This is a genomic window from Bacillus cereus (assembly GCF_002577405.1).
Classification (GTDB): domain Bacteria; phylum Bacillota; class Bacilli; order Bacillales; family Bacillaceae_G; genus Bacillus_A; species Bacillus_A cereus_AU.
On record NZ_NULR01000009.1, the window covers coordinates 154,980 to 169,310 of the forward strand.

A 14,331-nucleotide genomic window follows, 5' to 3' on the forward strand; every position below is an offset into this window, starting at 1 on the left:
AGGATGGCGAGTGCCATCCTCTTTATTTTGTATCAAATGATTTTAAGTTGTCGCGACGGATTTTATCTTTTTCTGCATCTGATTTTTTGAAATCATAATCATATAAAGCACCTTCCCAATCACCATACATTGGATTAGGGAAAATAATGAATTTCTCACCAAATTGTGCTTTTGAATCTGCTACGGTTTGATTGCGGTCTTTTACAGTTTTTCCATCAAAACCAGTGAAATCAGATAAGTTATCACCGAAGAATAAGACAATGTCATGTGTTTGAGAAACGAGTTCACGGCGTTTTTCTTTTCCTTTTTCTTTCGGATCTTGTAGTAATATATGTTCTTTCGTTGCTTGAGGAGCACCTACACGCTCAAGGTTTTTAATTGTTGCATCTAGTTGATTCGTTTTGCGATTTGAAATGTAGTAAATATCTACAGCTTTAGACTCTGTATATTTTAAGAAATCAATTGCGCCAGGAAGTGCTTCAGCTTCGGCCTTATTAATCCAGTCATCCCACTTATAAGGATAGCCTTTTCCTGTTTTTACACTCATTGCTTGATGAGGACTGTTGTCTAAAACAGTTTCGTCTAAATCAAGTACGATAGCAGGTTTTTTTTCTGTCCCTTTTGCAAGAGCTGCATCAAGTTTCAATTGACCGATATTGTACCCTTGGTAGTAAAGCGCTTTCGTTTCGCCAGCTGTTTGATACCATAAATCAGCCATTAATTGTTGGTCTGTTAATTTTACTTTTTCTTCTTTCGCCACTGTTTTCTCTGGTGTTCCTGAACATGCTACAAGCGATGTAGACAGAACGGCTACAGATAATAAAGTGGTAATTCCCCTCTTCATCTTCATATGTATCCTCCTTGATGTTAGAAAATCATTTTATATTATATATTAAAATATAAAAATTTTTTTATGAACATTTACATATTGTCTTTTGTATATATAGTAGTATGTCCTATATTAGAAAGATGAGCAAAGTGATGGGAATCATTTTGACAAGTTTTATTGTCGAAATGACAATTATAATTGACAAATGACGTGGTATTATTTACAATTTCAACTAAATAGAACAAATACTGGATTAAAGGCGATGTTATATATAAGAGGATGAAGTGTAGTGCTATATTTTATCTGGAATAAACATAGTCTTTGAAAGAGAGTATGAATGATACTAAAGGGGAGGCTTTATACTTTGAGTTTACAAATTCAAAACTTAACGAAACTATTTGGAGAATCAAAAGCAGTTAATGGTTTGCAAATTTCGTTACCAAAAGGTGAAGTGCTAGGATTGCTCGGACGAAATGGTGCAGGGAAAACAACAACAATCAAAATGCTTCTTGGATTATTAACGCCTAATGAAGGCTCTATTACATGGGATGGAAAAACATTTGGTAATAGCGGGGTAACAATTGGATATTTACCAGAGGAAAGAGGTTTATATACAAAAAGTAGAGTAATAGATCAATTGCGTTATTTTGGTAGATTAGAAGGAATGACGAAGAAAGAAGTAGATCTTGCTATCGATTACTGGTTAGAGCGATTAGCAATTCCAGAATATAAATTTAAGACGGCTGGAGAGCTTTCAAAAGGGAATCAGCAAAAGATCCAATTAATTGCTGCTCTTCTTCATAATCCAGAACTTCTCATTTTAGATGAACCATTTAGCGGACTCGATCCAGTTAATGCTGGGATGTTAGCTAGCATTATTGAAGAACAAGTACAGAGCGGAAAGACAATTATTTTATCTAGTCATCGTATGGAACAAGTAGAAGCTTTTTGCCAACATGTATGTATTCTGAAAAAAGGCGAAGCAGTCGTAAAAGGCCAGTTAAGTGATATTAAGAAAGAATACGGCTTCCGTAATTTAACGATTGAAGATACAGAAGAGAATGAAAAGGGATTAGAAGCTATACATGTATCGTATGAAAAACAACAAGGCCTTCTTTATGTGAAAGTACAAGATGATGCGGAAGCTCTTAAGATTTTGCAGCAGTTGCAAGAGCAAGGTGTTAGCTTACGACAATTTAAAATGTTAGAGCCGACGTTAAACGAAATCTTTGTAGAGAGGGCGAAATAACGATGCGTAAATTTTCTCATGTATTTTCATTTTATTTTAGGGAAGCGTTTTTATCTAAAAAATCATTAATTACAAGTGCGATTTTATTTTTAGTTGTGTTTGGACTTTTTGCGTTTAATCATTTCACTGCTGATAATGATAAAGGGAAAGATAAATTTGCCGTAGTAACGGAAAGTGATACGTATAAAGTGCAAGAAAGTGATTTAACAAAGTTACTTCCGTCTGCTAAAGTAACTGTAGAAAATAAGGATAAGTTTAATGAGTTACGTAAGCAAGTAGAAGATGGGGATTTAGACGGTCTATTCCGTATTACAGAAAAGAATGGTATTCCGGAAGTGACGTATATGTATAGTGGTTTTCCGAGTCAATCAACTGCTACACTTATGGCAAGTTATTTAAAAGAACAATATACAGCAGTAATGATTAAAAAGAATAATGTATCAGTAGAAGTAGCAAAGCAGTTACAGATGGAAATTCCGTTAAAACAGGAGGCAGTAAAGGATCATGCATCTTCCTTTGGCATTGGCTATGTTTTCTCGTTTGCTTTATATATGTTTATTATTGTGTTTGGAACTGCAATTGGGACGACGATAGCATCTGAAAAGTCGTCTCGTGTTATGGAGTTAATGCTTCCGAAAGTAAAACCATTAACAATGCTACATGCCAAAATTTTAGCAATTGTTTCTAGTGCTTTACTATTACTTATTACTGCTTCATTCGGTTTTCTTGTACCATATTTATTAGGTTGGGTAGACTTAGAAAATGCATCTTTAGTGGGACTTGCACTAGATTTTTCTAAGTTGGATGCTGTAGTAATTAGTATGTTCGTTGTATATTTTGTTACGGGCTACTTACTATATGCAATGTTATATGCAGCGGTTGGTGCTGTTGTATCAAAAATTGAGGATGTACAATCTCTTTCGTTCCCAATTACAATGTTAGGTATAGCAGCATTTTTCATTAGTATTAAATCACTATTTGATCCTAATAGTACATTAGCTGTAGTTAGTTCATATATTCCATTCTTTACACCTATGGTTACATTTTCAAGGCTTGTAGCGGGTGAAGCAGGAACTGTAGAGATTATTGTGACTTTAGTCATTTTATTGGTGACTATTGCAATCGTCAATATACTTGCAAGCCGCATTTACGTAAACGGTGTAATGAATTACTCAGATAAAGTGAAATTTAAAGATTTAGCGAAATTCATAAAGCGTCAATAATGAGAGAAAAGCATGATTTCCTATTGAAATCATGCTTTTTCTTTATGTATAAATTAAAAATAGTATATAATAATAAGAGTCGTCTTTTAATAGAATGAATACGAAGGAGGGTGTGCAGATGGGAATTAGTAGTCGGTTTACAGTAGGTGTTCATATGCTAACATTACTTGCGATAGATCGAAACTCTCGCTGTACCTCTGAATGGATTGCTGGTAGTGTGAATACAAATCCAGTTGTGATTCGTCGCATTACAGGAATGTTGAAGAGAGCGGGACTTGTTGATGTACAAGCCGGTAAAGGTGGTACGACACTTGCTCGTGATTTAGAAGAAATTACATTACTTGATGTATATAAAGCAGTGGAAGTTGTAGAAGAAGGACATCTATTTTCCTTCCATGAAAATCCCAACATTGAATGTCCAGTAGGAGCTAATATTCAATCAGTATTAGAAATTATTTTAATGCAAGCGCAAGAAGCAATGGAAAACGTACTTGCAAACGTAACGGTAGACCAATTAGTTACAAATTTAAAGTCTAAAATTAAAGAATAAAAAAGCGAGCTACCTCATGAAGAGGGCTCGCCTTTTTTTATTCAGAAATATCGAAAATTCTATTTTTCAGTATTTAAAATAAACTTTCCTACAACAGCTGCTACGATACCACCAAGAATTGGGGCAACGATGAATACCCATAGTTGAGAAAGTGCTTCTCCACCAACAAATAAAGCTGGCGCGATACTACGAGCTGGGTTAACAGATGTTCCAGTTAACGGAATTCCTAATAAGTGAATTAATACTAATGTGAAACCAATTACTAGTCCAGCTAAAGAAGAACTTCCTTTTTTACCAGTTACAGCAACGATAACTAAAACAAATACGAAAGTTAAAATGAATTCAACTAAAAATGCTCCAGATAAACCAAGAGTTCCAAAACTATTTTGTCCTAAATTATCTAAAGGTGTTTTAGCAGAGCGTAAAATTGTTACTAATGTTGCAGTTCCTAATAAACCACCTAAAATTTGAGCTAATACATAATAACAAAGTTCCATAGCGTTCATTCTTTTGTTGATGAACATAGCGATTGATACCGCTGGGTTAATGTGACATCCAGAAACTGTTCCGATGCTATATGCCATAGCTACAATAGATAGACCGAAAGCCATAGCGATTCCTAATGTTCCAATTCCTTCAATTCCGCCACCAGTGACAGCTACTCCAGTTCCGAATAATACAAGTACAAATGTACCAATAAATTCAGCAATTGCTTTTTTTAACATAATTTACCTCCTATTATTGCGCATGAAACGTATTATAACATAGGTTTTAGTGTAAACGGCTAATGAAATACTATTCTGATAAGGCGAAATAGGGGGACAATAAAAGAAGAGTATGGCTCTTTGTTATAGAACCATACTCTTTTTTTATGCTGATTTTTTCTGTTTAATGACTGGAGCAGAACGGTTTAAAATACTATTTGCAACCATTCCTAACATAATAATAATCATTCCGAGTAGGGAAAGACCACCAGGGAATGAACCATCCAAGAAAATAATTTCACCAAGCACTGTAAAGATCATCGTTCCAGCTTGTGTTGCTTCAACAGCTCCAAGTAAAGCGAGGTTATCTTTTGCTAAGTCGGTAGCAAAGAAGAAAGTCATCGTCGCAATGACTCCAGAGCATAGTGCTAACAAAAAGCCTTGAAGCATTTGAGTTGATGATGGAATACCAGTAGTGGAAAAGCCGTATATACCAAGGAGAATTGTAATAGGAAGACTTCCAATTGCCATTCCTAATACACGTTGGAATGTATCAAGACGTCCGCCAACAAGTTCCATCATTTTTCGGTTGCCGAACGGATATAAGAATGCAGCTAACACGACAGGTAAAAAACCTGAAATGAACTGAGTCATTGTAATATGACCTGCTGCAGTCGCTTGCATACAAATTACACCAAGTAAAATAAATAATGATACATATAAACTGCGAAGTGGAATTTTTCCGCGTACAAGTTTTATACCCGATTTTGTTTTTATTTTAACGAAAAATAGTGGTGATAGTAGTAAACCTGCTAATATCGTAACTTGCCAAGTTCCAGCAACGAGCCACGCTGGTGAAAAGACAGCTGCGAAACTTAATAAAGAATAGAAACCAATACCCGCAACGGAACCCCACCCGATCCATGCTAATGGATGTTTCTTTAGCTCTGCCCATAAAGCCCCTAAGTTTTTGCGAAATAAAACGATAAGGAATAAAATAGGGAGAGCGAATAAAAAACGGAAGGAAGCTGTCCAAGCCCAGCTTGTTCCGGATACATTCATTGCTCTATTAATAATAAAGGTTGCGGAAAAGAAGGCTGAGGATAAAAGTCCTAATAATATTGCGCGCATGAAGTAAGCACTCCTTTCGAAAATAAATAATTACGTATAGTATAATATACTTTAATATAATAAAAGTAAACTATTTTATACTTTAAGGTGGTTTTATAGATGAAAGAAAATGAAGATATACAAACGAAAGAAGTTATTCAACAAGTAGGTCAGCTACTAAGACAAATTCGTAATGAACAAAAATTAAGTTTAGAAGAATTAGCTCAAAAAACAGGGGTTAGTAAATTAACATTAGGAAAAATTGAAAGAGGCGAAACGAATCCGACGTTAGCTGTCATTTGGAAAATAACGAAAGGGTTATCAATTCCTTTATCGAGGTTAATGGTTGTTGGAGAACCTGTAGCTGTTGCACGCTGCGGGGAAGGATTTGCGGTAGATGTAGGACAAGCATGGCACTTAGAAACGATGTTCCGTTACACGAAAGAAACAGGGATGGAAATGCACCGTGCTTGTTTAAGATCAAATAGTATATATGAACCAGAAGCTCATCATGAAGGTGCTATTGAACTTGTAACAGTAATGAAAGGGAAAGTTTCGATTCAAGTGGAGAATGATGTATATGAATTAAATGAGTTTGACTCCATTCAATTTGAAGCGAATAAGAAACATAGTTATCGAAATAATGAGGATGAAGTGGCGGTATTACATTTAACGATGAAGTATTCTTCATGAAAAAATCACCTATAGAAAAGAATTCTATAGGTGATTTATATATATTTCGCTTAAGTATATGAATGATACCGTTAGTACGAACGTGGCATAAGTAATAAACAAATGAAATAGACTAAAAATCCCGTCCCAAAACATAAAACAGCAATGACCCAAAGGATACGAATGAGAGTAGAACTAATATCAAAATATTCTCCTAAACCACCACATATACCAAATAACATTTTATTAGTTTCGGATTTACATAATTTTTTTGACATATTACGATCAACTCCTTTTTATATCAAACTACATACTTCTATTCTATATGGAAATTTATGAGAAGACTATGAGGTTGTATGACTTTTTTTAGGGAGCGGTCGTATTAATTGTCTTAATTTTCAGGTGATATTAAAATTATAAAAAAGGTAACTTTTAATAAAGGGTGGGGGAAATAGAGATGACAGTATACTGGTTGACTAATGTAACGCTTGAATCGGGGTATACATATGAAGAAGGGAGAATTTCCAAAACAGAAACAGAGTTATGTAGTTTACTCATTGAAGATGGACAAATTAAAAAAATTATAGCAGGGGCTGTTCAAGAGGAAGGGGTACTAATTCTTGATGCCAATCGCTTATTAATTTTGCCGGCTTTCGAAGAGATGCATATTCATATTGATAAAACGTATTATAGTGGGCCTTGGAAAGCTTGCATGCCAGCAGAAAGTATTTTTACACGTTTTAATGAAGAAGAAACGATTTTGCCAAAACAATTAGCGACTGCTCAAGACAGAGCGGAAAATATGCTAGATTTATTGCTTCGAAATGGTGCAACGAATATTAGAACGCATTGTAATGTTGATCCTGTTATTGGACTTGGAAATTTAGAGGCGACGTTAGCGGCATTAGAAACATATAAAGATCGGGTGTCTGGTAGAATCGTTGCTTTTCCGCAACATGGACTATTGCGCAGTAATTCTGTGCAACTTGTAAAAGAGGCGATGCGTATGGGTGCGCATCTAGTCGGCGGCGTGGATCCAGCTACAGTGGATAATGACATTGAAAAGTCATTACATACAATTATGGATATTGCAGTAGAATTTAATGCGGATGTTGATATTCATCTGCATGATGCGAATAATCTTGGTACGTTTACGATGAAGAGATTAGCAAGTTTAACAGAAGAAGCAGGATGGCAAGGTCGCGTAACAATTAGTCATGCACTTGGACTTGGTGGTGTTACTGAAAAAGAAGCTGAAGAAGTGGCAGAAAGACTAGCAGCTTTACATATTGATATTACGTCAACTGTACCGATTGGTAAACAAGTAATCCCAATTCCATTATTAGATAAAAAAGGTGTTAAAGTTTCATTAGGAAATGATAGTATTACAGATCATTGGTCGCCGTTCGGAACAGGTGATATGCTTCAAAAGGCAAATCGATTAGCAGAGCGTTTTGGGTGGAGTGATGAAAGGTCTTTAGGAAAAGCACTTCGCTTTATTACGGGAGGAAAAGAAACGTTAAACAATGAAGGGGAGCGAGCATGGCCGAATGTAGGAGATGAAGCGAGTTTTGTTTTGACGAATGCAACATGTACTGCTGAAGCAGTAGCGCGTCAAACAGAAAAACATCTAGTCGTATATAAAGGAAATATTGTTGTTGGAAGTTTAAATGAGATGGAATTGAATAATCTTGTATAGAAGAATCGTTTAAATATTTTAAGGAGGGTTCTAATTGTAAATATAGAACTCTTCTTTTTTATTCTAACGCTATATTTCGTGTAGGAAAGTTAGAAGGGATGAAAAAATTGGGCAATCAACACAATCAAAATCATATTATGGGTACTTTGCAATGGTTTATATTTTTATTGGCGAATTCAATCGCACTACCAATTGTCGTTGGCGGATTATTTCATCTTACGACGGAAGAAATATTTTATTTAATGCAGCGTACGTTTTTTGTAGTTGGTATATCTTCTTTTCTACAAGGATGGATCGGGCATAGATTACCAATTGCGGATGGGCCAGCTGGATCTTGGGTTGGTGTATTTACCGTACTTGCTTATGCAACTGTCGGGCAGGATCAATTACATAGTACGCTGCAAATTTTAGAATTAGGAATGATAATTTCCGGTGTAATTTTAATAGGATTAGGAGTAAGTGGTTTTATAGGGCGTATTTTATTTTTATTTACGCCGCTTGTGACAGGAACGTTTTTACTTTTGTTATGTTTACAACTAAGTGGTGTATTTTTAAAAGGAATGCTAGGAATTACAGCCACCGTTTCTCAAATCGATGGATTTACAGCAATAATTGCGTTTAGTATATTTCTGTTCGTTATTATACTATCTAATTTTGGAAAAGGTTTTGTCAAAAGTTATGCAGTTTTAATAGGGTTGATTAGTGGGTGGATTATCTTTTTAATTGCAGGGAAAGTGACGATTCCGTCTCAAGTAACTCATTTTGTGCAATTTCCACATATATTTGCTTGGGGACTTCCGAAATGGAATGCAGGTATGGCAGTATCAAGTTTCGTTATGGTATGTATTTTAGTTTCAAATACAGTAGCTGCTATTATCGCAATTAATCAAGTTACCATTCATAAAGCGACGATTGAACAAAAACAGTTGAGAGATGGTACGTGGGTTGGAGGCATCTCTCATATTATTTCCTCCGTATTTTCAACTGTGGGTGTCGTTCCGTTACCAGCAACAGCAGGATTTATACGCTTAACAAAACAAAAATATATACGATCGTTCTTAATGGCATGTGTACTACTAGTTGTTATGTCGCTTTTTCCAAGTATTATTCGTTACTTAGCGTCGTTACCATCCGCTGTTGCATCTGCAGTTTTAATGGCTTCATTCGTACAGTTAATTGGGATCGGGCTAAACAATATAAAACAAGTGGAGCTTAATGAAAGGAATGTAACGATTTTAGGAGTAGCAGTATTATTTGGCAGCGGTGTTATGTTTTTACCGTCCGGAGCACTCCAATCGTTGCCGTCTGTTATGCAATATATATTTGGAAATGGTTTGTTTGTAGGTACAGTTGTAAGTATATTACTAGAACAAATATGGCGCATTAAAAAATAAGCGGATAAAATGAGTGCACGCACTGTATAAAAGTCTAAAATAACATAAGAAATAAAGCCCATTTTCATTCACCACCTGCACATTTCGTTCATACAATATCTTGACTAAATAAACACCCAACTTACACATACACAGCTCTGGCTTAAGCAAGGAGGGTTATACCAGTTGAAGGAAAAAGCGTATCAATCTAAACCTTTACTCACAAAGAGAGAAAGAGAAGTATTTGAATTACTGGTTCAAGATAAAACAACGAAGGAAATTGCAGGTGAACTTTTTATAAGTGAAAAAACAGTACGCAATCATATCTCAAACGCAATGCAAAAGCTAGGGGTTAAAGGACGTTCACAAGCGGTTGTAGAGCTTCTTCGTATGGGAGAGCTCGAACTATAAGAAGTAAGCCGACTTTTATACAAAGGTCGGCTATTTTTTGTTTGTTTCATGCATACATAGGTAGTAAGGAGGGGATATGTTGAAAAGGGTATTGTTAGTTTCAACAAGTGCTCATGATATGAATGGACACCCGACTGGTTTATGGCTTGAAGAGCTCGCAGCTCCTTATAATTTATTTAAAAAAGCTCAGTTTGATGTTGATATTGTGTCGATAAAGGGCGGTAGAGTGCCTATTGATAGAGTGTCTATTCCGAATGGCATACCTCGTGAATTTAAGTATGTCGCTTCTTTATTGCAAAATACGAAGTCGATCTCAATTGCTCATTTTTCGGATTATGATGCGGTTTTGTTTGGTGGTGGGCACGGGGCAATTGTGGATTTTCCGGGTAATCCGTATGTAGCGAATTTGATTGAGAATATGTATAACAATAACCGGATTGTAGCGGCTGTTTGTCACGGAGTAAGTTCTTTAGTTGGTGTGAAAAATAAGGATGGTTCGTTTTTTAGTGCGGGTAAGCGTATAACAGGGTATACAAATGACGAAGAAAAAGCTGTTCATTTAGAAAAGCGAGTTCCATTTTTGCTAGAAAGTAAATTGAAGGAAGAAAGAGCTTTATTTTATGTAGCACCTAATTTTACGCCACATGTTGTAGTAGAGGGGCGTTTGATTACAGGACAAAATCCGCAGTCTAGCGTGGAAATAGGTAAGGCTATAAAAAGAGCTGTAAATAAATTATCGTCCTTTTAAATTCTGCACATTTCTTCTTATTAATATGAATGTCTTCTGCTCAGAGAAAGGCGACGTAATAAATACGTACTTTACTATAGAAGAAACCGACTTTCATATAGAGGGTCGGTTATTTTCTGTCTTGCAAATTACGAAAAAAAGGAGCAAAATAAATAAGGTCCTAGTCTATACAGGTACAAATAAAAAATTTCATACAGGAGCATTTTAAGTGAGCGAACTTAAAGTGCGTACAATATACTGATAAACATAAAATAAGATGATGAATGAGAAAACGGGTGATGAAGTTGAATAGAGCAATCGGTGTTATCGATTCAGGAGTTGGCGGTTTAACAGTAGCGAAGGAATTAATTCGTCAGTTGCCGAAAGAGCGTATTATATATTTAGGAGATACAGCACGTTGTCCGTATGGTCCACGTTCTCGAGAAGAAGTGCGTCAATTTACGTGGGAAATGACGGAGCATTTACTAGATTTAAACATCAAAATGTTAGTTATTGCGTGTAATACAGCAACTGCGGTTGTATTAGAAGAAATGCAGAAAAAATTACCAATCCCAGTCGTAGGAGTTATCCATCCAGGGTCACGTACAGCTTTAAAAGTGACAAATACGTACCATGTTGGGATTATTGGAACGATTGGAACGGTAAAAAGCGGTGCTTATGAAGAGGCGTTAAAGTCTATTAATAACCGTGTTATGGTAGAAAGTTTAGCATGTCCGCCTTTCGTTGAACTTGTGGAGAGTGGGAATTTCGAAAGTGAAATGGCGTATGAAGTTGTGAGGGAAACGTTGCAACCTCTGAAAAACACCGATATTGATACACTTATTTTAGGGTGTACACATTATCCGATTTTAGGTCCGGTTATTAAAAAGGTAATGGGAGATAAAGTGCACTTAATTAGTTCAGGCGATGAAACAGCGCGAGAAGTAAGTACGATTTTATATCACAGTAAAATGTTAAATGAGGGAGAAGAACAAAGTGATCATCTCTTCTTAACGACTGGTAAAATAGGCTTATTTAAAGAAATTGCATCGAAATGGTTCGGTCAACCGATTGAAAATGTGAAGCATATCAATTTAGAAACAAAATAATAGTAGACTTATATAAGTGAACTCCTGAGAAATCAGGAGTTTTTGTTTATAAGAAGCAAGGCATGTTCTAAAACGTGAAACAGCTCGTATACATAATAGTACAAACTTAGATTTTAGGGGGGAATGGCATGCCTAAATCCACTTTTAAATGGGTTGTTGGTGCTACTGTGAGCGCTGTTTTACTAACGGGGTGTGGCTTTATAAATCAGGAGAAAGCGACTGAACAAATTGATCCACCAAAACAAGTTACGTATACAGAGGGTGGAAAGAAAGAAGTAGCGAAGAAAGATAAACAAGGACAAACGGTGAATAGAGAACTATACCTTGTTGATAAAAATGGTTATGTTGTACCACAAACGTTAACTATACCAACTCCGAAAGCGAATGAGGTCGTGCAGCAAACGTTGGAATATCTTGTGAAAGATGGACCGGTAACGGATTTATTACCGAATGGGTTCCGTGCGGTCATTCCAGCAAATACAATGATGACTTTGAATTTGAAAAAAGATGGGACGGCAGTCATTGATTTCTCTAAAGAGATGAAAAACTATGCAAAAGAAGAAGAGCGTCAAATTGTTGAATCTATAGCGTGGACGTTGACGCAATTTAAAGAGATAAAACAAGTGCAGTTCCAAATAAATGGTGAAAAATTGGCGAAGATGCCTGTTGGTGGCACGCCGCTTGGTGAAGGGGTGAGCCGTGCAAATGGTATCAACTTTGATGATGAACAAGTAGCAGATGTAACAAATACAAAACCAGTCACATTGTATTTTATGGCACAAAATAATAAACAGCAATATTATGTGCCAGTTACGCGCCGCGTTGCAGAAGGGAAAGAAAATGATATTACGACAGTTGTAAATGAACTAGTAAAAGGGCCGAATCAAAATTCGCTGTTGAGTGACTTTAATCCAGGGGTCAAACTTATTACGAATCCAAAATTGCAAGACGGGAATGTTACGTTAAACTTTAATGAAAATATATTTGCGAATAAAGATAAAAGTAAGATTTCAAACTACGTATTGAAATCATTAGTTTTATCTTTAACGGAAAAACAAGGTGTGAAAAATGTTTCTATTCAAGTGAATGGGAAAGCGAATCTTATGGATGAGAAGGGTGAAAAGTTAACAAAACCTGTGAATCGTCCAGAAAACGTGAATACAGGTGGTTTTTAATCACGAATAATTTGATATACTTATGTAAGAAAGGGGAATTGCTTTTTGGGTTCTCCTTCTTTTATTGTATACATATCATACATTTAAATTTGGCTATACTAACGAGTAGTAGTTATGAGGAGGTTATTTTATGCGAGTAGATGGTAGAGAGAAAACAGAATTACGCCATATACATATTCATACGAATTATTTAAAACATCCAGAAGGGTCAGTGTTAATTGAAGTTGGGGATACAAAGGTAATTTGCTCAGCGACAATTGAAGAGCGTGTACCACCGTTTATGCGTGGAGAAGGAAAGGGCTGGGTAACAGCTGAATACGCAATGATTCCGCGTGCAACAGAACAACGTACAATCAGGGAGTCAAGTAAAGGGAAAGTAACTGGACGTACAATGGAAATCCAACGTTTAATTGGACGAGCATTACGTGCGGTAGTTGACTTAGAAGCACTTGGCGAGAGAACAGTTTGGATTGACTGTGATGTTATTCAAGCAGATGGTGGAACGAGAACAGCTTCTATTACAGGCGCATATGTAGCAATGGTATTAGCGTTTGAGAAGTTATTACAAGCAGGGAAAGTATCTAAAATTCCAGTGAAAGATTATTTAGCAGCAACGTCAGTAGGGATTGTTGAAGAGCAAGGTGTTGTTTTAGATTTAAACTACGCAGAAGATTCTAAAGCGGATGTTGATATGAATGTGATTATGACTGGAAAAGGTCAGTTTGTTGAAGTGCAAGGAACTGGAGAAGAAGCGACGTTTAGCAGAGCGCAGTTAAATGAACTGCTTGATGCTGCGGAACAAGGCATTTTCCAACTGATTGACATGCAAAAAGAAGCGTTAGGTGACATCGTATCTCATATAGAGTAGAGGTGGAAAATATGAAACAAGTTGTTGTTGCGACAAAAAATATGGGGAAAGTACGTGAGTTTGCTGAGTTATTTGAGCGATTTGATTTAGAAGTGAAATCATTACACGATTTTCCTCATATTGAAGAAGTCGAAGAAACTGGTGAAACATTTGAAGAAAATGCAATCTTAAAAGCAGATAGTCTGAGTAAGCAGTTGGATTCTATCGTAATTGCAGATGATTCAGGTCTGATTGTGGATGCTTTAAACGGAAAACCAGGTGTGCATTCAGCTCGTTTTGCTGGAGAACCGAAAGATGACCAAGCGAATATCGATAAAGTTTTGCAAGAGCTAACTGACGTCGACTTTGAAAAACGTAAAGCTCGTTTTTACTGTGCATTAGCAGTTGCATTCCCAGAAGCGGATAAAGAACCGGTAATTGTGAATGGAACGTGTGAAGGGTATATTTTAGAACAGCGCCGCGGGGAAAACGGTTTTGGATATGATCCAATCTTTTATGTGGAAGAATATAAAAAAGCGATGGCGGAACTAAGTTCTGATGAGAAAAATGCCATTAGTCACCGCGGGCGTGCTCTTCGTAAGTTAGAAGAAAAAATCCCGGAATGGTTTTTAGGAGAATAAGGGAGAGAGATT

At 36.2% G+C, this 14,331-nt stretch carries 16 protein-coding genes; 12 read left to right on the forward strand and 4 right to left on the reverse strand.

Going from position 1 to position 14,331, the window contains the following annotated elements; translation table 11 throughout:
- Positions 1-22: 22 nt before the first annotated feature.
- Entirely contained in the window at positions 23-850 is an 828-nt protein-coding gene (locus COC96_RS12965; RefSeq protein WP_098268777.1) for a 5'-nucleotidase, lipoprotein e(P4) family, read from the reverse strand.
- Between the two features lie 343 nt (positions 851-1,193).
- On the opposite strand from COC96_RS12965, the gene COC96_RS12970 reads away from it, so the two are divergent.
- The 3 genes from COC96_RS12970 (at position 1,194) to COC96_RS12980 (ending at position 3,851) form a co-directional block, all read left to right on the forward strand.
- Positions 1,194-2,078, forward strand: a complete 885-nt coding sequence (locus tag COC96_RS12970; RefSeq protein WP_141535882.1) for an ABC transporter ATP-binding protein — start codon at positions 1,194-1,196, stop codon at positions 2,076-2,078.
- Positions 2,079-2,080: 2 nt separating this feature from the next.
- Positions 2,081-3,301 carry an ABC transporter permease gene (locus tag COC96_RS12975; protein ID WP_098268775.1) on the forward strand — a complete coding sequence of 407 codons (1,221 nt, stop codon included), beginning with the start codon at positions 2,081-2,083 and terminating at the stop codon, positions 3,299-3,301.
- 118 nt (positions 3,302-3,419) lie between these two features.
- Entirely contained in the window at positions 3,420-3,851 is a 432-nt protein-coding gene (locus tag COC96_RS12980) for an Rrf2 family transcriptional regulator (protein ID WP_000512995.1), read from the forward strand.
- A 59-nt stretch (positions 3,852-3,910) separates the two neighbouring features.
- Here COC96_RS12980 and COC96_RS12985 read toward each other — a convergent pair whose 3' ends face one another.
- On the reverse strand, positions 3,911-4,576 hold the full coding sequence (locus COC96_RS12985; RefSeq protein ID WP_097905953.1) for an MIP/aquaporin family protein: 666 nt from the start codon (positions 4,574-4,576) through the stop codon (positions 3,911-3,913).
- A 144-nt stretch (positions 4,577-4,720) separates the two neighbouring features.
- A complete protein-coding gene (locus COC96_RS12990; RefSeq protein ID WP_098268774.1) occupies positions 4,721-5,686 on the reverse strand; it encodes a DMT family transporter in 966 nt (321 codons plus the stop codon).
- A gap of 99 nt (positions 5,687-5,785) precedes the next feature.
- On the opposite strand from COC96_RS12990, the gene COC96_RS12995 reads away from it, so the two are divergent.
- Positions 5,786-6,358, forward strand: coding sequence for a helix-turn-helix domain-containing protein (locus tag COC96_RS12995; protein WP_098268773.1), 573 nt, complete (start codon positions 5,786-5,788; stop codon positions 6,356-6,358).
- 71 nt (positions 6,359-6,429) lie between these two features.
- Here COC96_RS12995 and COC96_RS13000 read toward each other — a convergent pair whose 3' ends face one another.
- Positions 6,430-6,615, reverse strand: coding sequence for a PspC domain-containing protein (locus COC96_RS13000; RefSeq protein ID WP_098768905.1), 186 nt, complete (start codon positions 6,613-6,615; stop codon positions 6,430-6,432).
- Between the two features lie 179 nt (positions 6,616-6,794).
- Between COC96_RS13000 and COC96_RS13005 the strand changes: the two genes are divergently transcribed.
- The 8 genes from COC96_RS13005 (at position 6,795) to COC96_RS13040 (ending at position 14,319) form a co-directional block, all read left to right on the forward strand.
- Entirely contained in the window at positions 6,795-8,036 is a 1,242-nt protein-coding gene (locus COC96_RS13005; RefSeq protein WP_098768906.1) for an amidohydrolase family protein, read from the forward strand.
- Between the two features lie 98 nt (positions 8,037-8,134).
- Positions 8,135-9,430, forward strand: a complete 1,296-nt coding sequence (locus COC96_RS13010) for a purine/pyrimidine permease (protein ID WP_098768907.1) — start codon at positions 8,135-8,137, stop codon at positions 9,428-9,430.
- 165 nt (positions 9,431-9,595) lie between these two features.
- On the forward strand, positions 9,596-9,820 hold the full coding sequence (gerE, locus tag COC96_RS13015; protein ID WP_000659484.1) for a spore germination transcription factor GerE: 225 nt from the start codon (positions 9,596-9,598) through the stop codon (positions 9,818-9,820).
- Between the two features lie 76 nt (positions 9,821-9,896).
- Complete coding sequence (locus COC96_RS13020) at positions 9,897-10,568, forward strand: type 1 glutamine amidotransferase domain-containing protein (protein ID WP_098266211.1); 672 nt, start codon at positions 9,897-9,899, stop codon at positions 10,566-10,568.
- Between the two features lie 278 nt (positions 10,569-10,846).
- The gene (racE, locus tag COC96_RS13025) at positions 10,847-11,656 is read left to right on the forward strand and encodes a glutamate racemase (protein WP_098266212.1); all 810 of its coding nucleotides are present in this window, start codon (positions 10,847-10,849) and stop codon (positions 11,654-11,656) included.
- A gap of 128 nt (positions 11,657-11,784) precedes the next feature.
- A complete protein-coding gene (locus tag COC96_RS13030) occupies positions 11,785-12,831 on the forward strand; it encodes a GerMN domain-containing protein (protein WP_098266213.1) in 1,047 nt (348 codons plus the stop codon).
- 130 nt (positions 12,832-12,961) lie between these two features.
- Positions 12,962-13,699 carry a ribonuclease PH gene (rph, locus tag COC96_RS13035; protein WP_097905961.1) on the forward strand — a complete coding sequence of 246 codons (738 nt, stop codon included), beginning with the start codon at positions 12,962-12,964 and terminating at the stop codon, positions 13,697-13,699.
- 11 nt (positions 13,700-13,710) lie between these two features.
- Positions 13,711-14,319 (forward strand): XTP/dITP diphosphatase, encoded by a 609-nt coding sequence (locus COC96_RS13040; protein WP_142340000.1) that lies wholly within the window; start codon positions 13,711-13,713, stop codon positions 14,317-14,319.
- Positions 14,320-14,331: the final 12 nt, after the last annotated feature.